Source organism: Candidatus Nitrosocosmicus agrestis, from assembly GCF_008389435.1.
Taxonomy (GTDB): domain Archaea; phylum Thermoproteota; class Nitrososphaeria; order Nitrososphaerales; family Nitrososphaeraceae; genus Nitrosocosmicus; species Nitrosocosmicus agrestis.
The window spans coordinates 117,659-139,267 of record NZ_VUYS01000001.1 but is presented as its reverse complement, the minus strand read 5'-3'; the positions used below and the strand labels follow the sequence as shown (position 1 = coordinate 139,267).

The window sequence follows — 21,609 nt, the reverse complement described above, 5'->3', positions numbered from 1 at the left end:
CGGATATAAATCGAAAAATAACGGTGAATATTAGTTGACAACAGTTGAATTTGTAGTTCCTTCTGTACTAAATAAGGGAGCAGGAGAAAAAAAAATGTCAATAGATGCTTCTACACTTGATGAAGCTTTCAATATTGTGTCAGAAATTATGGGCGAAGACTTTAAGCGTCGAGTAATTGATATTAACGGCAAACCTAGAGCCTTAATTAATATTTATATTAATGGCAAAAATATGCGATTTAGCAATGCTGGGATGAATTCTAGTTTAAAGGAAGGGGATTCAATTTATATTTTGCCCGCAGTTGCAGGTGGGGCTGAAATAACCAGTCAGGATATGATTAGATACTCTAGGCAGATTATGCTAGAAGAAATTGGATATATAGGAATGGAAAAACTCAAAGATGCCAAGATATGTGTAGTTGGAGCTGGAGGTATAGGTAATCCTGTATTGAATCAGCTGGTCGGAATGGGGATAGGAACTATCCGAATAGTGGACAGAGATGTAGTAGAAATTTCAAATCTCCATAGACAACACTTGTACACAGATGTAGATATTGGAAAGGTGAAAGTCGAGGCTGCTTTGGAGCGCTTACAAAAAATGAACCCTGATGTCAAAATCGAAGCAATTCCGATTTCTGTTACTAAATATACTGCAGAGAAAATAATAAAAGGCAGTGACATAGTGATTGATGCTTTAGATAGTATTGATGCTAGGTATGCTCTAAATGATGCCTGCTTAAAATTGGGGATCCCATTTATCTATGCAGGCGCCTTGGGAATGGTGGGCTCTGTTTGCACTATTATTCCTAATCAAACAGCATGTCTTAGATGTATTTTCCCTGAATTATCGGAGGATGAAATGCCTACTTGTAGCACAGAGGGAGTACATCCGTCTATTCTCTATCTTGTTGCTGGAATTCAGGTTTCAGAAGCTGTAAAGATTACCATTGGACAACCACCATCTTTAGCAAATAAACTATTGTACGTGGACCTTAATGATTTGGTATTTGACAAAATTCAAATGAATCGACATGATGAATGTCCATCCTGTGGATTGAACGTAAAATTCCAAGACACCAATGTTCCTTCCATTATGGTAGAAGAGTTATGTGGAAGAGATAGAGGAAAAAGGACATACACGGTAACTCCTGCACAAATTACAAATGAAATTGATTTATCAAGGATTCTAAAAACCGCTGAATCAAATGGCTATGTGCTTAAATCTAAGGGTAACTTGGGACTCACTGTATCTAATCAGGATAAACTCCTCATTAGCTTTCTTACTAGCGGAGCTGCAACAATAGTGGGCGCTAAAAGTGAAAAAGAAGCCTTATCTATTTACAATACTTTTACTGAAGAATTGAAACCAAAGGTTAGCTAGTATTTTTTTATTTTTTTGTAATAAATAGTAGAGATCACTTTTAATATTTGATATTGGAATTCTCTGTACATACATGTCTTTGGAGATACAATATTATCCTGTTCTTATAAATAAGAAAGAGATCTTAATCAGATCTGCTGATGCTGATGATGAACGTATTATAAAAGTAGAGAATGACACTTTAAATTCTACAAATAAAGAAGAAAATAAAGATGATGAAGAGGAATTAGAACTAGAAGAAGATGATGAAGAGGAATTAGAACTAGAAGAAGATGATGAAGAGGAATTAGAACTAGAAGAAGATGATGAAGATGATGAAGATGATGAAGATGATGAAGATGATGAAGATGATGAAGATGATGAAGATGATGAAGATGATGAAGATGATGAAGATGATGAAGATGATGAAGATCTGGAACTAGAAGATGAAAAACCCCGGCGTGTACAACGTGCACAGAGGAAAGATGCTGTAAAAGGTTCTGATTATAGAAACATTGACTTGTCTCCAATAACCAAGAACTTGGAAACCATCAATAAGAATGTGGATAAACTCTTTAAAGAAATCCAGAAAATGCAGAAGATATCTCTGCCTTTGCAAAAAGGCCTAAAGTCCATTGAAAAACAAACCATTTCCTTAAAGCAAACCCACTCATCGCTCAAAGAAATTGAAAAGAAGATGACGAGAATAGAAAAAAGCGTCATTGCCAAATCGTCCTCAAAGAGTACTCCCTCAAGCTCCAAATCTACCGCCTCCAAATCGTCCTCAAAGAGTACTCCCTCAAGCTCCAAATCTACCGCCTCCAAATCGTCCTCAAAGAGGGCATCTGACATTAAGAAGAAGAGAGGTAAATAGACAAAATCTATTTACTGATTTTTACCACTTTCTGCCATTTCGTTCTCTAATGCTGTAATATAGAAACTGTTGGGCATATCCGGAATATTTGCCATAGTGATCTCTGATTTTTTTTGAAATAACTTTATATTGATTAGGAGATAACTTGCTGTTTATTTTCACATCTGGACTTGCAACTAAAATATTATTCAAGTATTCTTGAAGTAGTTTTACGATCCAAGTATCAATTGGAAATGCATCTAGCTTGTCTAACGAGAATAACAATATGCAATCTGCTATTTTTTCACCTACTCCACATAATTTCATTAACTCTAGTTTTGATTCTGTGTAATTGGCCTTTTCGATAATTTTCATATCAACATCCTGATTTAAAATGGATTTCACAGTATTTTGAATGTAAACTGCTCTATATCCTAATCCACATTGTAGTAATTCTGCTTGTGATGCAGAGGATATGCCTGCCAAAGTTGGGAATGTATGAAATGTGTCGCCTTTCCATTCGATTGTTTTTCCGAATACTCTGGAGAGATTCCTTAGCATTAGTCTAATTCTAGGAATATTATTATTGCTAGAACACAGGAACGATATAATACATTGAATCGGCTTTTGTCTCATGATACGCAAGCCTCTATATTGTTTTGTAATTTTTTCAATCGTCAAATCCTTTTTAGATATTTCATTAATTATTTGGTCATAATTGTCATCTAGCCTAAAGACACTTTGCTCCCAATCTTCAATTTTGGGAAAGGAGTCATATTCGTAGCGAATCCTATTGTTGTCCAGAATTGGCGAAATCTTGAGGACAGTGTCTTCATATATTCCATACCATATATTTTGTCTATTTTCCCATAGAAAATATTGTCCACTATTGATAGTTGAATAAATATTTAATTGGTTGTTGTGAAACAAACGATGCGAATGATCCTCCTATAACACACAGATTTTTTCAATCTTCTTTTGTATCGTCTACTAAACTGTGTTAATTTCTCCAGCTTCTGGTGCATGTGCTTTGTATCCGTATTTTTCTGTTATTTCCTCTGCAAATTTAGTACAGGATAAATTATCCCCATGTACTGTCAATACTTGCGGGTCTCCTTTAATTTTGTTTAGAATTTCGAATAGTTCTGTCCTGCTATTGTGACCAGAAAAGTCAAATCTGTTCACCTCTGCTAAGCATTTGATAGTTCTTCCATTATATGTAACTTGTCTCTTGTCTAGTAATGATCTGCCAGGAGTTCCCTCACCCTGATAAGAAACCAAAGCAATACCGTTGTACTGACTTTTACAAATTTCTTCTATGTAAAAGACCGCTGTTCCACCTACAAGCATACCAGCAGGTGAAATTATTACGCCTGGTTCCTTAACCACTCTTTTCCTTCTATGCCAGCTTGTAATCCTTTCTACATCCTCGATAGAACTCTTAAATGTTTTGGAATCGCGGAGATACTTTGGATACCTAAGCATAATGTCGTTAGTTTTTAATGCCATCCCATCCATAGCTATTTTGTAAGGAAAGTCATATGCTTTGAGAACACAGGCAATTTCTTGTGCCCGTTCTACAGAAAAAGCAGGTATGAAAAACACCCCATTTCTCTCAACGACCTCTTTTGCGTATTTTACTAGTTCTCTCTCTGATTGATCCCTGGGAACTTGTTCGGCCTGTGAATAAGTACTTTCTATTATCAACATATCTATTTCACCTATATCTAAATCAGCTGGCCTTAGTACCTTAGATCCACGTGTATTCATATCTCCTGTATAAAACAACCTTCTTCCCTCATGCTCTACCAGAACAGTTGAACCGCCTATTACATGACCTGATTCGTGAAAAGTGATGTTGGTATCTCTAATATTATGACTACTTCTGTAATCCAGATGCCTAGCATGATTTAACATATTCATAAGGTCGTGATATTGAAATGGAAGATAGAATCCTGATATCTTTATCATGTCTTGAATCAATAGTTGAGATAGTTCAAAAGTCGGCATAGTGGCCAATGCTTCCAGATTTGTATCTTCATTGAGGAATAGTGAGGGAACACATCCTGAATGATCCAAATGTGCGTGGGTTATTACAACTGCATCTATGTCAGTCGGGTTAACTTTGATAGGAAAAAGTGGCTCCTTCTTCAGTAGAACGCCATAATCTAGTAAAATATTTGTATTATTTGAATTTACCAGGAATGCAGATCTCCCAACTTCTCTGGCAGCTCCTAATGTAGTTACTTTCAATAAAAAATAGTAAATTTGTTTATCATATTAAGTCTTTTTGAATTAAGTGTCAAATACAATATCCCACAATAAATGATTCTTGTTACCAATATTGAAGTTTTCTAAATATTTATACCCTGATTCATCCAAGACTTTTTCGAATTCATAGCCATTGTTATTTCCCTTGTTTTCTTGACTAATGTGGCTTTTTAGCCCTTTTCTGACACTTTCAACATAATTTGGCTTGGAATATATATACCATAAATTATGTGCTCCCCTTAACTCATGAAGGGAACGTCTCAAGCCCTCGGTCATGGATGAATAATATTTGTTAGTTATTTCCGTGTTGATGTCTTCCCATGAGGGTGTTAGCCAACTTGCAACTTTCTTAAAATCATGACCCTCGAACTCTGCAGCTAAACTCAATCCTTGATCTAATGTAGTGACTATAACATCTGTTTTTTCGGCAATTTTATCTCTGTAGTCGACTCCTGGTTCCATCCATCCAACAAATATGACATCATATCTTTTTTCTATACCGTTGTATGCATCTCCAATTTTTATATAATCAGGTTTGTATTTTTTTAACTTGAAAAATATGTCTGCACTCTTCTCCATCCCTTCGGCATTTGGAAGATATTGTCTTATTTTTTCCAAAAAGTCTCCATAACCACATCCAACATCTAAATAAGATGGATTATCTTTTGATACGGCATGAGCAATGGCTACTATTCTCTTAACATCTATTTTCCTATATGCAAAATATGAACCACAAAGAAAGGGAAAAATAAATCGTTCGTGGTGAGGTGATATAGCGCGTTTTCTAAATTGTTCTAACGCGTTGAAGGCAAATATTAGGTCATTTAATCCAGGAGACATTAGTTTTCAAACTCAATTTTCCATAAATTCATACCTGATCCTAATGGAAGCCTTTCGTTTACCCTGTATCCTAATTCATCAAGGATCTTCTCATGATCATATGTCGCAGTGTCGCTGATTTTGGAATCATATTCTAACAAATCTTTTCTGACACTTTCAACATAATTTGGCTTGGAATATATATACCATAAATTATGTGCTCCCCTTAACTCATGAAGGGAACGTCTCAAGCCCTCGGTCATGGATGAATAATATTTATTCATTAGTTCGGTGTTCACATCAATCCATGAGGGTGTTAGCCAACTTGCAACTTTCTTGAAGCCGTATTCCTCCATTTCACATCCGCAGTGTTTTCCGCATTGTCCACCTTGATCTAATGTAGTGACTATAACATCTGTTTTTTCGGCAATTTTATCTCTGTAGTCGACTCCTGGTTCCATCCATCCAACAAATATGACATCATATCTTTTTTCTATACCGTTGTATGCATCTCCAATTTTTATATAATCAGGTTTGTATTTTTTTAACTTGAAAAATATGTCTGCACTCTTCTCCATCCCTTCGGCATTTGGAAGATATTGTCTTATTTTTTCCAAAAAGTCTCCATAACCACATCCAACATCTAAATAAGATGGATTATCTTTTGATACGGCATGAGCAATGGCTACTATTCTCTTAACATCTATTTTCCTATATGCAAAATATGAACCACAAAGAAAGGGAAAAATAAATCGTTCGTGGTGAGGTGCTAAATTTCCGCGTTTTAAATTATCTAGTCTAAATTTATCCAACTCCCTCTTCGCAGACAATACATCATCGATCAGAAATGGCATAGTGTTAAACCGTATAACAAATGAATTGTAATTTCAATTAATGTTTTTACATTTGGTCCTGGTTTCAACTAAATAATTAGTCAGTCCTATGTTAAATTTTCAAAATATTTATAAAGTAACTAAGCGCTGGTTTTTTAATGGTAAGATCATTTGAGGAATGGTGGGCAACCGTTCCAGAAGAATTAAAAGCAAAAGCTCGCAAGGGTGATGAAGCCAATAAGGTTTTGTTGAATCAAGTAAATTATGTACTACTTCATCTTCATCTTCAAGGTAAACATGATACAAAACCATCTCATGAAGAGCTAAAAGACTGGCTTCACAGTGGTCAAGTAGACGTTATGCGTCAACTTAAAAAATAAAATCATTTCTCGATTTTTTTATCTTTTGTATAACACCGTTTTGCTATTGACAAACAGTTTAAATAGTTTTATCGTTACTAGACGATTAGTGAATTATTAGATGCCAATTGCTATACTTCCAGATGTTGATGAACAAAGATGCATTGGGTGTGCACTTTGTGTAGAGATTTGTACCGCATTAGGTCCGGATGTACTTCGTGTTAAACCTGTTGAAGGTTGGAAAAGGGGCAAAGCTTTTGTCTTTTATCCAGAAAGATGCATTTCAGACGGTGCATGTGTAGGTGTTTGTCCAACTCATGCTATATTCTGGATGAGGCCTTTAGAATATACTGCAGGTCAACCAGTTCCATTACACAAATTCGGTGTATTTAATAAAGGCTGGGAAGAGGGCTAGACTATCACCCAATTATTTTTTGTTTACTTGTTCTTTGAAATCTTTATATAATTAGAAATTCACGAAAATATTATGCTATTGCCGTCCGAAATTGAGTCTAAATCATTGATTCCTGCTATACGTGCTATATTATCAAAAAAATTGGTGCATGATTACGAACTCAAGGAGGAGACCGTTGCTAAATTACTTGGTATTACGCAAGCGGCAGTAAGTAATTATTTGAGAGGAACTAGGGGTGATCTCTCATTAGTAGCAAAATTGGAGGACAATTTCGAAGTAATGAGAATGATTAATGAAATCTCAAAAGATCTTTCTACTAATAATGCTTATTCTCCAAGTACTATGACTAAATTCATTCAGCTTTGTAATTTTATGAGATATACCTTTATCATTTGCGATGTTCATCACAGCATTGAATCAAATATTGACAAACGAATTTGCGAACACTGTGAAGTAATGCTGACTGGTTCTCGATTCACCTGATGTTTATATGCTTGCCACTTAACATAAATTATTCCGCATATATTTTATCAATGTGAAGATTTCTATCTCAGGGATTAGGGGCATATTTGGACAGGACCTGACTATAAAGGAGATAGCTCGTTTTACTAGGACTTTTGGTTCTTATTTAAATGATAATTATGATAAAAAAAAATGTGTCATTGCAAGGGATAGCAGACCGTCTGGAAAGTTGATAAATGATGTTGTAATTGGCTGTCTTTTAGAACAAGGGATTAGTGTTTATGATTTAGGTGTTGCACCAACCCCTGTGTTATTTAGAGAATCTAGGATGTATTCGGGCGGTTTAATGGTTACCGCGTCTCATAATCCATTGCCATGGAATGGACTTAAAATGCTCATAAATGGAAGGGGGCTGTTTGAAGAAGATCTGGAACGCTTACTGAAAACTCAGATTCATGATCATGTTAAAATGGGTCAATACTTTGAAATCGATCCTCATTATATGTCAGATATACTAACTCATCTTCCCCCACTTAAACAGTCCAACCCTAATTTTAAAGCTGGTATTGATTTCGGAGGTGGTGCTGCTTGCGGCTACGGCAATCAATTACTTGACCTTTATCATATTAAATATCTTGGAATTAATGATAAGGTGGGATTCTCTTCCCGAGGACCAGATCCCACCTCGGATCCTCTCGTTGATTTGTGCAGTTTGGTTAAGGTGAACAAGTTAAATTTTGGATTTGCTTTTGACCCTGATGGGGACAGATTAGTGCTAGTCAATAGGGATGGATTCAAACTTAATCCAGATCTAACTCTTTTATTTTGTATTGCAAGTGTAATCAATAATAATAAATACAAAAAGTTCACCATAAGTCTCGATACCAGTTTATCGATTGAGAAATATGTAATTGAACATGGGGGTCAGATCTTTTTCTCAAAGGTAGGTGAATCAAACGTAATCAAGCGTATGCATGAAACTGGTTCAGAGTCTGGGGGAGAAGGAAGCAGCGGAGGTTTTATCATGCCAGGTTTCAATTCATGTAGGGATGGATTATTAGCTAGTGTTTTGATTAGTTCTTTGAACAAAGAATTAGTCGACGAATGTATTTTCTTATCATCCAGACTTAAACAAATTCGAACTAAATATCCTATTGATGCAAAAACTGATAAAGAAATTTTATTCGATAAAATATTGTCAGTATTAAAACCTAGTTCGAGTGAAATTATTTCAACTGATGGTTTAAAATTTATTATTGATGAAAATTCTTGGATCTTAATACGAATCTCTAATACAGAACACGTGATTCGTATGTCTCTAGAATCAACTAGTGATGATGCAGACTCTCTCTATAAATCCTTTTATACTAAGATTGTTGACGTTTATGAAAAATCTAAATGAAAAGCAGATCTTGAACTTAATTATAAAAAAAATGGGTTCCAATAATGTCGAATCACACTTTGGTAAAGATGACATTTCATTAATCCCACTGAACTATTTCATAGGCAAGGAATCTGTTTCAGGGTCATCCCTATGTGTGACCTGTGACATGTTGGTTGAACATACTGATGTACCACCAACTATGACTTTCGAACAGATTGCTAGAAAGTCTATAGTGTCTAGCATAAGTGATCTGGTTTCAAAAGGTATAAAACCAAAATGCGCATTAGTCTCGTTAGGCCTTCCCTCAAATTTAACTGAAGGAGACATTTCAAAATTAGTAGATGGTTTTAATTTGGTTTCAAAGGAGTTCAAAATCGAAATTATTGGCGGAGATATTAATGAATCTGAGGAACTTGTTATTGATTGCTGCATGTTTGGAGTTAGCTTTCCAAACGTCTTTGTACCGCGAAGGAATGGTGCACAAATAGGTGATTACATTTTTGTCACGGGTGTTTTTGGTTATACTGCTTCTGGTTTAAAAATACTAATGCATGGTATCCCTTCTCCAGATCCCAATTTTGAGAAAGAATCTATCAATTCTGTTCTCAATCCTACCCCTGCATATGATTTTGGAATTTCCTTGGCACATTATTTTACCGCATCGACTGATTCTAGTGATGGTCTGGCCACCGCATTGTATGAAATCTCTAAGCAAAGTGGTGTAGATATGTTAATTTATTTAGATAAAATACCTATACCATCAAATCTCAAAGAGTTTTCCTTGATGAATAATCTTGGATTTAACGATCTTGTATTTTTTGGTGGAGAGGAGTATCATATTGTTGGAACAATATCAGAAAAGAGTCTATACGAAATTTCTAAAAATATAAAAGAAAATTCCAAGTTCAGTTTTTTTTTGGTGGGTAAAGTAGCTAAAGGTTGTGGAAAAGTATTTGTTATTGATACAGCAGGTCATAAAGAAATTCTTAAAAATAAAGGGTTCCAACACTTTACTTGAGAAGGTTTTTAAATGCGACACTCAAAAATTCAACATTCATGTCACAAGAAGAAGTTACTCAGTATAAATGGGGGGTAGCCCATATTTTCAGTAGTTATAATAATACTTTGGTTCATATTACTGATATAAGTGGTGCTGAGACTATTTCCATTAGTTCTGGTGGACGTCATGTTACTGCCGATCGTTATGAATCTTCTCCATATGCGGCTATGAAGTCCGCTGTTTCTGCCGCTGATGCTGCCAAAACTAAGGGAATTAACGCATTGCACATTAGAGTGAGAGCAGTAGGAGGTGTTGGTCCTAGAATTCCGGGTCCAGGAGCACAAGCTGCTATACGTGCTTTGGCAAGAGCAGGATTTCGAATTGGGAGAATAGACGATGTAACACCAGTACCACATGACACTACTCGAAAGCCTGGTGGTCGACGAGGCAGAAGAGTATAATCATTTTTTTTTATATATTTATCTACAATATAATCATTTTTTTATATATCTAAATACTTGACAATGGGACCGGCCGGATTTGAACCGACGACCTCCAGCGCCCAAGGCTGGCATCCTACCAAGCTAGACTACGATCCCTCCTAAAGAGAAACTTTTTTTTGTCTAATTTTAATCTTATTTTAATTAATATAAATCATTATTTGTATTCTTATTATACTCCTGAATGCTAATTCTAAATCATGTCTCTAGAAGATTACACTCGTGCAGGTCAGATAGCTTCCATTGTTCGGGAGAATACTCGAAAAAAAAATCACGTAGGTAGAACGCTTTTTGAGATATGCAATTCGATCGAAAGTGAAATAGAGTCTTTGGGTGGGCATCCTGCATTTCCTGTTAATATTAGTTTGAATGAGATAGCTGCTCACTATACAGCTGAACCAAATGATCAAATAGTTATAAAAGAAGATGATGTAGTGAAAATTGACTTGGGCGTCCATATAAATGGGTTTATCGCTGATACAGCTGTAACTATCTCATATGACTCTAGATATGATCAATTGATTAAAACAGCGGAATTGTCGTTATCTGAGGCTACCAAAATCGCAAAACATAACACTAAATCAAGTGATTTAGGCAAAGTTATTGAGAATACTATAACAAATAATGGATTCAAGCCAATACAAAATTTAAGTGGTCATTCGCTAGAACAATATATAATACATGCAGGAAAGTCTATTCCCAACATCAAGACATATGGATCTTCATTTTCGTTATCTTCAAACCATGCTTATGCTATTGAACCATTTGTTACAACTAAGCAAGGTTTAGGTGTTGTGTATGAGGGAAAGATTAAGAATATCTTTTCATTAATTTCTAGAAAACCCGCAAAGAATAAGGATGCAGATGAATTTATATCTTTTTTGTGGAACAAGTTTAGAACACTACCTTTTGCGCTTAGATGGTTGGTAAATGAATTTGAAGAGCCAAAAGCACGAGAGTTGTTGGATTACCTTCTTAAAAAGAAGAATATTAGAGCATATCCTATTCTTGTAGAGGGTAATAATCAAGTTGTATCACAAGCTGAACATACTGTTTTTATTGCTGAAACATCAAGTCATATAATAACAAAATAAATTTGTTGTTAAACAGTCTGTTAATAATCATGTAACTGAAAGATAAATCCATCTGTAAACTGAGCGTGCTTGTTTGGATAAGATCTATAACACATTTAGCTTATCGTCTATAGAATTTTCATTATTATGAGTGACAATTTCCTTAGATATCTCTCGAATGATAAATGAAATATGTTGTATGATATGATTGCTGGTAAGTATAAAGGGAATCAGGTTGCAGTACAAGAACATTTCGAGTAAAGATGATGTCTATACTGTTCTAGCAATGAGAATGCGGTCAACCTACAATCATGATATTAATAAGGATGTGGAGAACACACACTAATCCATGAGCTGCGTGTTAATGGAATATCCAAATTACACAGAGAGGGTCAATCAAACTGACTGTAGAAATTGAGAAAAAATATTAAAATATCAACCAAAAAAAAGTTGTGGACTATCTTTCTAGACATGGTTGTTAAAGCTGCTGACAGCAGAAAGTGTGTATCAAAGAAACTATACTTTGTGACTTCTACAAGTCACACCGAGATTAGGCATACTTTTCAAGCATGGGATAGGATACAAATACCAAATATTGTTCTGAGATTACCATATACTGAATATCATTTGAAAAAAAATTTGAGATACAATACGGCTATTTACTAACGGGCTCTATCCTTATTTATGAAGTTCAGAATGGTTCAGTAGTAGTCAGGGCTTACAGTAATACCTCTCGATCATCTACACAATATGACTCAAAAGATAAAATATATTCTGAATTTGTATCGGTTTATGATCATTAACTAGCTAGATATGAACACACGGTTACAAACAAAAGACGGGTAAACAGTTTTTAGATTTTATAAAAAGAGTTGACAAAAAATATGACAACCGTATCAAATACCTTTTCCTCGGATTAAATGTTGAATCACTACACATATCAAACAAGGTAAAAGACACCCTTGCCAGGCTTTCCAAAATTCAGTTTATATTTCTTTCAACAAAATCATCTGCATCCAGACTGGTAATGCATGATGGTTATGGATGCACAAAAGATATAAGCATATTAAAAGATCTTGATTTATTTAAAAGACTGGTTAGACTTCTGCTATGATTATTTTCCCCATTGGAAAAGAATGTTGTCTTCAAAAATTTGTATCAGAATCGTTATCTTCTTTTACTATTAATAAACCGTGCCAGAACAGTACTTTTTAGATCGACTGCCAGTAGAAAGGTTTAAATATCTTGTATGCAAATATATTAAATATTAAAGAAATTTTATCCAAACTATTGGATTTATTTGCGTTTTATTTTTTAAAGGAAATTACCTGTGTCACTTGAGACACAAAAGTAGAATTAATCTACCTTAATATATCTATATAACAAACAATATATAAACAGTTTTACAAGAATTGATAAATTAGCAGAATTTAGTCTTTAATTACTTGTGTATTATACTTATTGCAATAATGAGTGACAAAAATTCTCCCGATTCAGGAGAACGAACGTGTATATATTTTCTTTTTAATGACGTCTAGAATAATAGTTAGATTCATCAGTCTACCTTATTTTATCGGTTGTTTTATCGTGATGCTCTCTCTGCGGTACCGTGGATAGGTAGTTGAAATTAGAAATGTAGTTAAGCAAATTTATGTCTCAAATTTGAGAAAGTTGATGTATTTTCACCATGAATTTTAAGTAAATATGAAAGGTACCTTCTAATTTCTGAAATCTAATTACTCTGGATTTTTTAAAATATGAAAATCGGATAACTTTAACTTTATGGAAGAAGTGGCAATCTAAAGTCAAATGTGTTTAGGAGCACTTGTTGCTGTCTAATCCAACAAATGCATTGATATCTTTTTCCATTTGATGTATCTCTAAATACAAAATTTCAGGATTCACTTCCACTTTTTTAGATCTTTTATTTATCTTAAATTGCAATACCTTAGTAGCATTACTTTGAAAATCCTACAGAATACAAATACTGATCATCGGCTCGATATACATAATATTTAATTCTTTTATCAAACATATCAGAAATAGCATAGCAGATTTTACTGGTTTCATGCCGTTAAGTTGACAAAGCCATTAAACATTATATTCTTTTTATATGTCAGTTAGATGTGAGCGTCTTTGACGGAGTAGATTTTAACCACCGCTGTGAAGTAACCACCGATCCGTGGACTAGAGAATATTACTCGGTTGATTCTAGCCATCATCAAATCTATCCAGAAGCAGTGTGCTTTCCAAAATGCAAAGAAGACATCAAAGAGGTACTTCATCTTGCTTCCAGAAAAAAATTACCTGTATCGAGTCGCGGCGCGGGAACGAGTTTACTTGGACAGAGTCTATCGGCTGGATTGATATTGGATTTTACTAAATATATGAATAAAATTCTTGATCTAGATTTGCAACTGAATACCGTGCTTGTTCAGCCTGGGCTAGTTAAGGGATTATTGGAAAAAGAGCTTAAAAAACATAACAAGTTTTTACCACCAAATCCTGCTAGTGGTAATTATTGTACAATCGGTGGAATGGTGTCAAATAATTCTTCTGGTCCCTATGGGTTGGGATATGGAAGTATTCTTGAATACCTGCAACGTATTGACTTGGTTTATTCGGACGGAAGTGATGGTTTCGCAGAAGGACGCGATTGTGATCCTCGATTGCGAAGAACTCTATCGTCATTTATTTCATCTAGTCGCGATTTCTTAACCTCTTATCCTGACGTTAGCAAGAATTCATGTGGGTACCGATTAGATGCTGTTTTTACTCGTGGATTTGACTCCCAAAATATCTTTGCGGCTTCAGAGGGCACCTTAGCTATATTAGACTCGATAAAACTCAAGATCAAAGATCTACCTTTGTTTAGGTCCTTATATATGGTACATTTTCCCAACGTCCTAAGTGCATGTTCGTATGCCAAAAAAATACTTCGCACTAATCCAGTCGCTTTAGAACTTTTAGATGAATCCGTAATGGACGCTAACATAAAGTCTACAATTGCGACAGAAAACGGATGTCTTTTATTCATAGAGTATTTTTATCAAACCGAAGGCGAGATAGATAATCTTCAGAGAACCTTAACAGATACAATCCAGTTGGGCGGTAAGATAATTGATGATGCACATGACCTAATTTCGATAAATAATTTGTGGAATTCCAGGAAGAATGCATTAAATACGGCAATCAAGCATACGGTAGGCAATAGAAAACCCTTAACCCTTTTTGAAGACACTGCTGTTTCAATAAATTATATCTATGATTATGTTACTCATATTCTGAAACTATACAAGGAACATAACTTGTCATATGTTATTTATGGTCATTTAGGCAATGGAAATCTTCATACCCGTCCTATTACAGGAGATGATATTTTCATAGATAAATGGTCGCATAGAAAACAATATGAGGCAATGGAATCTCTCACACTTTCGTTATTCACTAAGGTTTATGATCTTAGAGGAACAATTACAGCTGAACACGGTGATGGTATATCTAGAACCCCCTATATCAAAAATGTGTACAATGAACATGTAGTTAATTGCTTCAGGCAGATAAAAAGTTCATTGGATCCATTAAACATTCTAAACCCTGGTAAAATCGTAATGTGATTTTTTAATATACGATCTAATCAATTCTGTTTATGGGTCAATTTGTTCGATTAATAGACAATCTGTCTAATAAATCAAGACGCATATTGCCAAATTCCAATCATCTTATAGATTTTAAATGAGATACTTGAAGGTGGTCAGTATATTACAAAATATTCCGAAATGGATGTATGAATATATGTAAGTAAATTTATTCTGCTCCTACAAGACCTAAGAAATCGAATCCGTCGTTTTCGCTTTGATTTTCTTTTAATTTCACTATTGAAATTAGGTGGCCGTCAGGATCCTCAATTATTGCATGTTTTCCAAAACCTTCGTCTTTTGCATTCTTAAAAAAGACTATGCCCTTCTCTTTTAAACTATTTACTGTTTGATCGAAATCATTAGCAGTAAATCCTATGAGAATATGTTGTCCTGATTTTAAATTCTCTTTATGTTTTGCAGGATGCAAAGCCAATACTGTTTCCTTATTAAAAAATTCAGTCCATTCATCAGATTCTTTTTTAATCGGTAGATTGAGGGTTTCCTTGTAAAACTGAATAGATCTGCGCATATCTGAGACTAAAAGTATTACAGCACCTAATTTTCTAAATGACATTTGATTTGACTATATTGCTTCTAAATTATGAACTTTTTGCATTGCCATTGAATTTGCCGTGTCAAAAATTTTATTTGTGTATGTGTTATGTCCTAACTACATTGCAGGATAAACTTTTTTTTATTTATGTTTCAAAAGATGAGGAGTGGAAGAAACGTTATCAGGAGGATTGGGATTATGTTTCCTCCATGACCCGATTTTTTAAATGGTGGATTAAACACGAATTTAACGAGGATTTATCTGTGGATGTTGATATATTACCAGTAATTCCGGGAAAGCTATTTGATAGAGTTAATCTTGCTTATTTACTGAGGGATCATAAGGAAAGAGGGCTTTCGATATTTCATTTTTATCTTGCATATTTCAAGTCTTGGTGGTCAGATTGTCATACGGAAGGGTATCACAGTAACAACTTTGGACTAGTAACATGGTTTAGACCAAAGACTTTTTCCTCTGACTTTAAGAATGAAAAATATTTTGCAAACAACAACTGCGCTAAAATTTCTCACGTTTTGTGTCATGAACTTATAAGACGTAAAGGAAAGAAGAGAAAAATATACTTTGATCAGGTGCATAATGTTTGGGATATGCATGTAAAAGAAGAAATGCCATTTTTGTATTATAACAAGCAATTCAACAGGGTTTCACGAGATAGTGAATACAAATATGTCACTATAGACACATCTAAGATCGAATATTAAAATTATCTACAGTGCTCATCTAATATGACTAGCTCGCAGAAATACCGCCGGATTATAAAACTTGGTGCGATTATATCTACAGTAGGTGTTGTAATGATTATTTCATTTGGCTTAACTCTATTATTATTTCCTGTTACAAAAATTTGTGATGATAAGTGTAATTATATATTGGGCGCACCTGATCTTCTTAAACGAATTGTAAATCCGTTATTCCTTTTTGTTTCCTTGATACTTATATCTCTAGGCGTTTTTCTCATTAGAATTGGTAATAGACAAATCTACAGAAAACCATGATTTATTGAAACCTTATCTTCGTTAATCATTTTTTCATATAACTCCATTAAACTAAAATGTCTGTTTGTCTTATTATTATCTACTTTATGGCTAATCCTTTAAAAAAAATAATTTCTCCTTTTATCTCCAATCCATTTAGAAAGTGGAAGCCTAAAGGGAAGATATACAGCTTCAAGTGCACACAGTGTGGGGACGTTTTCATATCTAGTCATAACCTCGAAGCTCCGTTATGTAATAAATGCATTCAAAAAATAAAATCATTAGATTCTACCGTAGATAATGAAAAAAAGTGCTCAGAATGTGGGAATTTGGGTGTAATATATGGTAAGGATAGATGCCATTCTTGTTACTTTAGCTTTAAAAAAAACTAAATAGTTTTAACTACAAATTTTGAACTTGTTGTTATTGTTACTATGGTCAGAACCTCTATTATTTGTTGTTAATAGTTTGTAGTCAACTTGAATAAAATAATTTAATATTGACAACAGGGAATTTAATGTTTTTAAAATATGGATCAAAGGGCATTATTGGTGGGTATAATGCCTTGAATCGAGACAAGTGATGACTGCCTGTAGTTACTCAAAGATAAGATCTTTACTTTTAGAAATATTTCACCATAGCTATTTGTATTTAATGTTTTTTCTTATTTTAACGATATAATTTCTCCTTTGATCTTCCATTTTGACAATGTAATTGGATTTTTTGTTGTACAAGTTAGTTTATTATAATTTTTAAAATTTAAGCGATAATAATAATGTTAATAATAATAATAAATTAGTTTCTTCTCAAATCGCACTGTTAATATAAAATAAATGACAATTTTTATCAAAGGTGATCGATATCGATGCATTACTAGAGCATATATTGAGCATATTTTTGCTAACGATGTCCTATAACGTTTCTAGTTATGTTCAGAGATATATTGGTAAATCCGTAGCAAATTGTTCGTAATTGACTTTTTCGATTCTTATCTTCTTTGATATCTTGCATATTTTTTGTATTTAAATTGAAAGATGGGGCCGAAGGGAACTGTTCTAATATATTTCGCATATATTATTTGAACCCCTGATCCACGGGTTTCTTCAATAATTGCCCATTATTTGATCTGGAGCCCGTTGCGATGCCTGGCTTCGCTACGACCCCACCTGCATATTCTTTTTTGGAATATAACTATAAGTTTTTCTAAATTAAACGGCTTTATTTACTGCATAAATTGATTAAGATGTGTTAAAAATGCACGTTCCATAAAAAATATAAGGTTTGTTAATTCATTATATTACTAGCATTGGCAAAATCGATTGAATATGATGTACTTTCCTCATCTAAAAAAAAGGATCAAGATACAAATGAGAAATGGGGGTTAGCAGAAGAATCTGAATATTTTGCTAATAAGGTTAAACTTTATCGTCAGGATAAACTGAATGCTGATGAATTTAGGCGCTTTAGGTTACAAAACGGTGCCTATGGTTCTAGATTGAACAGCGAATTCAGCATGATAAGAATCAAGGTTCCAGGTGGAGATATCACTCCAAGCCAAATGGAGAAAATAGCTAGTTTATCTGAATCATTTTCAATCGGATCTGCTCATGTGTCCACTCGACAAAACATTCAGTTACATTGGGTTCAGTTGGAAGATGTCAGTGAAGTTTTTAGAGGCCTAGCAGAAGTTGGATTAACATCAAGAGAGGCCTGTGGGAATACCATTAGAAATGTAATGTGCAGTCACTTTGCAGGTGTGTGTCCTAATGAGCCTTTTGACACCACTCCACATGCCAAAGCAATAGCAAGATTCTTCCTGAGAAATCCGATATGTCAAAATCTTCCTCGAAAGTTTAAGTTTAATTTTTCATGCTGCGCAGAACATGGGTATGTCAGGATTGCAGATGTAGGTTTAGTTCCAACGATTAAGGATGGTATAAGAGGTTTTCGTATATATTTGGGTGGCGGCTTAGGCGCTGCTTCTTTTATTGGACACCTGTTGGAAGAATTTACGCCTGAATCAAGACTTTTGTCTACCTCCATAGCAACTATTAGACTTTATGATAGACTCGGAAATAGAGAAAACCTCGCAAGAAATAGGATGCGTTATTTAGTTAGCGAAATTGGTTGGGAAAAATTCCAGGAATTGTTACTAAAGGAACGTATTTTGGTGGAGGCAACAATATCTATTCCTACAAAAACTACATTTGATGGCTTTTTAAGATCCTCATCTAAAGCAGGTGATCTTGCCATCAATCAATCTACCCTTAACAGTAGGGGAAAAAAATTACCTGTAATTAACTCTGGTTCTTCTAATTCCCCCTATGATAGATGGCTTAATACGAATGTTGTTGCCCAGAAACAACCTGGTCTTTACAGTGCGTATATTACACTCGGTGCTGGAGATATTACAGCAAATCAATTACGAGTCCTAGCAGAGTGTCTGAGAGAGTTTTCAATGGAAAAGAAAGCTCGAACCACTCCTCAACAGAACTTTCTAATTCGCTACATAAAGGCTGATCAATTGCCAAAAATATATAACCGACTTTCTGGAATTGGCTTGGGAAACCCTGGTGCGAATACTATAGTATCTACTGTTGGCTGTTCTGGAACTACTTCTTGTAATCTTGCTATTACAAATTCACATAGGCTTGCTAAGGAAATTCAAAGCAAGTTCTTGGAACTAAATATTGATACCGATCATGATTTTGTAGATTCTACTATCAAAATAAGCGGATGTCCAAATTCTTGTGGACAACATGAAGTGGCAACAATCGGCTTTTATGGTGGTGCTTCTAGGATTGGAACTTCCATGGTTCCAATTTATACAATGCTTTTCGCTGGTAGCACAGGTGAGTCTGGAGAATTGGGAAAGGCTGTGATGCGAGTTCCATCTAAAAAAGTAATAGATGTTGTGATGAAAATTATTGAAATCTATAAGAAGGAGAAAACAAATGGGGAAAAACTAAATGAGTGGATTCATAAAGTATCTGTAGGTAGCGGAACTAATGGAGTCAAAAATATGGAGGATATGAAAAAGATTCTGTCGCCAATAATTGAATTGCCACCTTTAACCTCTGCTCCTGAATTTTACAAAGATTATGGTAACGACACTAATTTTGTAGCAAAGACCGCCAGAGGCGAATGTGCAGCTTGAGTAAACCTTTGAGGCAAAAGATTGATAGGACAAAGACTATAAATAAACCTGCAAAAAAACCATCGTTACCACCTCTAAATAACATTTGTGATATTGATACCTTAAGGACTCTTATAAAGAAGAATAAAGTTAGAATTGTAGATGTAAGGAAAAAGGAGGATTACTTGAAAGGACACATAAAAACAGCGGTGTCACTACCATTAGCAGAATTGCTGGCAAATGATGATCCTGAATCAATTATTGCCATACTAAACAAACTGGGGATCTCTGAAAACATTCCTGTAGTGATATATGATGATACTTTTGGTGCCCTTGCTTCAAGAGTGGCATGGTCTTTTAAATTTGTAGGTCATGAAAATGTTGCATTATTGGAGGTAACTTATGATACTTGGAGAAAGCTTGGTCTAGAAATTGAACGAAAATCCAACAAGTATCCTAAAACATCTCACCCTCTGAAAGTTGATTATTCTATATTTGCGGATGCTGAATACATTGAAAAGGCTCAAAATGATAAAAATAAGATCATAATAGATTCTAGAGAGCGACTAAATTTCCTCACAGAACATATACCTAATTCAAAGAACATTCCATATACTATGTTACGTTCTGAAAACTCTATACTTAGAAGTCCTTTGGAACTAAAACGATTCATAGAAAACAGAGGTATTGACTCAAATAATGAAATAATTACCTACTGTGGAAGCGTTGGAACGCTGTCTGGATTAACTTTTTTTGCATTAAAAACCGCCGGTCTTTCAAATGTAAAGCTTTATCCAAAATCTTTTAAAGAATGGAAATCACTCGGGAAACCTAAGACTGAATTTAAAGATGCAACGTATTGGGATCTTTCAGCCGAGTAACAATACCATGATAAATCAATTTTCTAACCAATGATTAATTTTTTCCAGATCATATCCTTTAATAGTTACTTTTATTGGGCCTAAAGGAGATTCATCTTCGTTCTCTACTATAGAAACAACATCTGAAAACGCAGCCTGCTTGTTTAACAGAAACCATGTATTATTCATATTATAGTTATTATAAAGAATTCTTTGCAAAACTGCCATTGATTTTCTTGCTTTTACCTTATCCTTAATCTTTTTCAAAACTTTGAAATCCGTGTTGGTTATATACAAGTTATTCTTTTTTTCCAATAGTTCTGCATCGGGAAATAGATTCTTGACAGCAAAGATTACTTTTACCTTATCCTCGGTCATTTTTACAGGTGTTATTACTGTGATCTCTGAATTAATATTGGCCATTCTGGATCTACTTTGAAACGTTGTTATTTATATTGGAGTTATTGTATTCATGTAACCACTTTTCAATGATCGTCTCAACCTGTAGTTTTAGTTCATTTATCGTTAGATTGTTGTTAGAGATCGATTCATCAGCCAAGGCAATTGCTTTACTAATTCCTACGTTCATTTCTCTATCATCTCTCTGCAAAAAACTTTCATGATTTGCGGGGGTATCGGATCTTTCTCTATTAATTATATGTCCATATCTTATATTTGAAGCAGCATGAATAGCTAACAGTTTTACAAATCCGGTGCTTTTTAATACTTTAAATTCATCGTAACTTCTAATCCCGTCTACCACTACTAAACATTTATCCTTTAATTCCTTGATTCTTTTCATTGTTAGATTTGCTATGATATCATTTCCATGAGTTCTTCTAAAGTCTTTCATCAGTTCGCCTAAACTTTTATCGTCCAAAGGAAGGTTTTTTTCTTTCGCTTTCTCTCTGATCACATCTCCCATAGTGATTACGAAGAATCCTTTTTCTTTTAAGAAAGCAGCGACCGTGGATTTTCCAGCACCTGGCATGCCGGTCAAACAAATTACAAATTGACTTGAGGCAAACGACAACTGTGTATTGATAAATTATTTTTGTTATTTATTTTTTGATTATTGATTATACTATGGGCGAA

The 21,609-nt window shown here is 34.4% G+C and carries 20 protein-coding genes and 2 tRNA genes; 13 read left to right on the top strand and 9 right to left on the bottom strand.

Going from position 1 to position 21,609, the window contains the following annotated elements; genetic code table 11:
- The first annotated feature begins 34 nt into the window (after positions 1 to 34).
- Together F1Z66_RS00675 and F1Z66_RS15740 are read left to right on the top strand one after the other, a co-directional pair.
- Positions 35 to 1,381, top strand: coding sequence for a ThiF family adenylyltransferase (locus F1Z66_RS00675; protein ID WP_149861673.1), 1,347 nt, complete (start codon positions 35 to 37; stop codon positions 1,379 to 1,381).
- A gap of 73 nt (positions 1,382 to 1,454) precedes the next feature.
- Complete coding sequence (locus F1Z66_RS15740; RefSeq protein ID WP_195907437.1) at positions 1,455 to 2,234, top strand: hypothetical protein; 780 nt, start codon at positions 1,455 to 1,457, stop codon at positions 2,232 to 2,234.
- Between the two features lie 21 nt (positions 2,235 to 2,255).
- Here F1Z66_RS15740 and F1Z66_RS00665 read toward each other — a convergent pair whose 3' ends face one another.
- Genes F1Z66_RS00665 through F1Z66_RS00650 form a run of 4 tightly spaced genes read right to left on the bottom strand, consistent with a single transcriptional unit; the run spans position 2,256 to position 6,157 of the window.
- Entirely contained in the window at positions 2,256 to 3,143 is an 888-nt protein-coding gene (locus F1Z66_RS00665) for a DNA glycosylase (RefSeq protein ID WP_149861672.1), read from the bottom strand.
- Positions 3,144 to 3,203: 60 nt separating this feature from the next.
- The gene (locus tag F1Z66_RS00660) at positions 3,204 to 4,466 is read right to left on the bottom strand and encodes an MBL fold metallo-hydrolase (protein WP_149861671.1); all 1,263 of its coding nucleotides are present in this window, start codon (positions 4,464 to 4,466) and stop codon (positions 3,204 to 3,206) included.
- Positions 4,467 to 4,508: 42 nt separating this feature from the next.
- Positions 4,509 to 5,324 carry a class I SAM-dependent methyltransferase gene (locus F1Z66_RS00655; protein ID WP_149861670.1) on the bottom strand — a complete coding sequence of 272 codons (816 nt, stop codon included), beginning with the start codon at positions 5,322 to 5,324 and terminating at the stop codon, positions 4,509 to 4,511.
- Complete coding sequence (locus F1Z66_RS00650) at positions 5,324 to 6,157, bottom strand: class I SAM-dependent methyltransferase (RefSeq protein ID WP_149861669.1); 834 nt, start codon at positions 6,155 to 6,157, stop codon at positions 5,324 to 5,326. The genes F1Z66_RS00655 and F1Z66_RS00650 overlap by 1 nt, the downstream gene beginning before the upstream one ends.
- A gap of 137 nt (positions 6,158 to 6,294) precedes the next feature.
- Between F1Z66_RS00650 and F1Z66_RS00645 the strand changes: the two genes are divergently transcribed.
- The 6 genes from F1Z66_RS00645 to F1Z66_RS00620 all read left to right on the top strand — a co-directional run bounded on the left by F1Z66_RS00645 (position 6,295) and on the right by F1Z66_RS00620 (position 10,217).
- Positions 6,295 to 6,516 carry a hypothetical protein gene (locus tag F1Z66_RS00645; protein WP_149861668.1) on the top strand — a complete coding sequence of 74 codons (222 nt, stop codon included), beginning with the start codon at positions 6,295 to 6,297 and terminating at the stop codon, positions 6,514 to 6,516.
- Between the two features lie 100 nt (positions 6,517 to 6,616).
- The gene (locus F1Z66_RS00640; RefSeq protein WP_149861667.1) at positions 6,617 to 6,910 is read left to right on the top strand and encodes a 4Fe-4S dicluster domain-containing protein; all 294 of its coding nucleotides are present in this window, start codon (positions 6,617 to 6,619) and stop codon (positions 6,908 to 6,910) included.
- Positions 6,911 to 6,982: 72 nt separating this feature from the next.
- A complete protein-coding gene (locus tag F1Z66_RS00635; RefSeq protein ID WP_149861666.1) occupies positions 6,983 to 7,393 on the top strand; it encodes a transcriptional regulator in 411 nt (136 codons plus the stop codon).
- Positions 7,394 to 7,445: 52 nt separating this feature from the next.
- Positions 7,446 to 8,774, top strand: a complete 1,329-nt coding sequence (locus tag F1Z66_RS00630) for a phosphomannomutase (RefSeq protein WP_149861665.1) — start codon at positions 7,446 to 7,448, stop codon at positions 8,772 to 8,774.
- Positions 8,758 to 9,774, top strand: a complete 1,017-nt coding sequence (gene thiL, locus F1Z66_RS00625) for a thiamine-phosphate kinase (protein ID WP_195907436.1) — start codon at positions 8,758 to 8,760, stop codon at positions 9,772 to 9,774. The genes F1Z66_RS00630 and thiL overlap by 17 nt, the downstream gene beginning before the upstream one ends.
- A gap of 38 nt (positions 9,775 to 9,812) precedes the next feature.
- Positions 9,813 to 10,217, top strand: coding sequence for a 30S ribosomal protein S11 (locus F1Z66_RS00620; RefSeq protein WP_149861663.1), 405 nt, complete (start codon positions 9,813 to 9,815; stop codon positions 10,215 to 10,217).
- Between the two features lie 64 nt (positions 10,218 to 10,281).
- On the opposite strand, the gene F1Z66_RS00615 is transcribed toward F1Z66_RS00620, so the two are convergent.
- Positions 10,282 to 10,355 (bottom strand) — tRNA-Pro (locus tag F1Z66_RS00615).
- A 101-nt stretch (positions 10,356 to 10,456) separates the two neighbouring features.
- On the opposite strand from F1Z66_RS00615, the gene map reads away from it, so the two are divergent.
- A complete protein-coding gene (map, locus tag F1Z66_RS00610; RefSeq protein WP_149861662.1) occupies positions 10,457 to 11,350 on the top strand; it encodes a type II methionyl aminopeptidase in 894 nt (297 codons plus the stop codon).
- A 2,105-nt stretch (positions 11,351 to 13,455) separates the two neighbouring features.
- Positions 13,456 to 14,946: an FAD-binding oxidoreductase gene (locus tag F1Z66_RS00605; RefSeq protein WP_149861661.1), complete on the top strand. Its 1,491-nt coding sequence runs from the start codon at positions 13,456 to 13,458 to the stop codon at positions 14,944 to 14,946.
- 190 nt (positions 14,947 to 15,136) lie between these two features.
- On the opposite strand, the gene F1Z66_RS00600 is transcribed toward F1Z66_RS00605, so the two are convergent.
- A complete protein-coding gene (locus tag F1Z66_RS00600) occupies positions 15,137 to 15,544 on the bottom strand; it encodes a VOC family protein (protein WP_149861660.1) in 408 nt (135 codons plus the stop codon).
- 188 nt (positions 15,545 to 15,732) lie between these two features.
- On the opposite strand from F1Z66_RS00600, the gene F1Z66_RS00595 reads away from it, so the two are divergent.
- Positions 15,733 to 16,245: a hypothetical protein gene (locus F1Z66_RS00595; RefSeq protein ID WP_159357309.1), complete on the top strand. Its 513-nt coding sequence runs from the start codon at positions 15,733 to 15,735 to the stop codon at positions 16,243 to 16,245.
- A 1,308-nt stretch (positions 16,246 to 17,553) separates the two neighbouring features.
- Here F1Z66_RS00595 and F1Z66_RS00585 read toward each other — a convergent pair.
- A tRNA-Trp gene (locus F1Z66_RS00585) sits at positions 17,554 to 17,682 on the bottom strand.
- Between the two features lie 349 nt (positions 17,683 to 18,031).
- Between F1Z66_RS00585 and F1Z66_RS00580 the strand changes: the two genes are divergently transcribed.
- On the top strand, positions 18,032 to 19,675 hold the full coding sequence (locus F1Z66_RS00580; protein ID WP_438502932.1) for a nitrite/sulfite reductase: 1,644 nt from the start codon (positions 18,032 to 18,034) through the stop codon (positions 19,673 to 19,675).
- Positions 19,672 to 20,535, top strand: coding sequence for a sulfurtransferase (locus F1Z66_RS00575; RefSeq protein WP_230207384.1), 864 nt, complete (start codon positions 19,672 to 19,674; stop codon positions 20,533 to 20,535). The genes F1Z66_RS00580 and F1Z66_RS00575 overlap by 4 nt, the downstream gene beginning before the upstream one ends.
- Positions 20,536 to 20,550: 15 nt before the next feature.
- Here F1Z66_RS00575 and F1Z66_RS00570 read toward each other — a convergent pair whose 3' ends face one another.
- Positions 20,551 to 20,937 (bottom strand): RNA-binding domain-containing protein, encoded by a 387-nt coding sequence (locus F1Z66_RS00570; RefSeq protein WP_149861656.1) that lies wholly within the window; start codon positions 20,935 to 20,937, stop codon positions 20,551 to 20,553.
- Positions 20,938 to 20,944: 7 nt separating this feature from the next.
- Positions 20,945 to 21,514, bottom strand: coding sequence for an AAA family ATPase (locus F1Z66_RS00565; protein WP_255437872.1), 570 nt, complete (start codon positions 21,512 to 21,514; stop codon positions 20,945 to 20,947).
- Positions 21,515 to 21,609 lie beyond the last annotated feature (95 nt).

What these genes read in the sequence shown, in the direction of transcription:
- F1Z66_RS00620 (WP_149861663.1), top strand. Translation starts at nt 9,813, where the DNA reads ATGTCACAAGAAGAAGTTACTCAGTATAAATGGGGGGTAGCCCATATT.
- F1Z66_RS00570 (WP_149861656.1), bottom strand. Translation starts at nt 20,937, where the DNA reads ATGGCCAATATTAATTCAGAGATCACAGTAATAACACCTGTAAAAATG.
- F1Z66_RS15740 (WP_195907437.1), top strand. Translation starts at nt 1,455, where the DNA reads ATGTCTTTGGAGATACAATATTATCCTGTTCTTATAAATAAGAAAGAG.
- F1Z66_RS00640 (WP_149861667.1), top strand. Translation starts at nt 6,617, where the DNA reads ATGCCAATTGCTATACTTCCAGATGTTGATGAACAAAGATGCATTGGG.
- F1Z66_RS00580 (WP_438502932.1), top strand. Translation starts at nt 18,032, where the DNA reads ATGATAAGAATCAAGGTTCCAGGTGGAGATATCACTCCAAGCCAAATG.
- F1Z66_RS00655 (WP_149861670.1), bottom strand. Translation starts at nt 5,324, where the DNA reads ATGTCTCCTGGATTAAATGACCTAATATTTGCCTTCAACGCGTTAGAA.
- F1Z66_RS00650 (WP_149861669.1), bottom strand. Translation starts at nt 6,157, where the DNA reads ATGCCATTTCTGATCGATGATGTATTGTCTGCGAAGAGGGAGTTGGAT.
- F1Z66_RS00635 (WP_149861666.1), top strand. Translation starts at nt 6,983, where the DNA reads ATGCTATTGCCGTCCGAAATTGAGTCTAAATCATTGATTCCTGCTATA.
- thiL (WP_195907436.1), top strand. Translation starts at nt 8,758, where the DNA reads ATGAAAAATCTAAATGAAAAGCAGATCTTGAACTTAATTATAAAAAAA.
- map (WP_149861662.1), top strand. Translation starts at nt 10,457, where the DNA reads ATGTCTCTAGAAGATTACACTCGTGCAGGTCAGATAGCTTCCATTGTT.
- F1Z66_RS00645 (WP_149861668.1), top strand. Translation starts at nt 6,295, where the DNA reads ATGGTAAGATCATTTGAGGAATGGTGGGCAACCGTTCCAGAAGAATTA.
- F1Z66_RS00600 (WP_149861660.1), bottom strand. Translation starts at nt 15,544, where the DNA reads ATGTCATTTAGAAAATTAGGTGCTGTAATACTTTTAGTCTCAGATATG.
- F1Z66_RS00595 (WP_159357309.1), top strand. Translation starts at nt 15,733, where the DNA reads ATGACCCGATTTTTTAAATGGTGGATTAAACACGAATTTAACGAGGAT.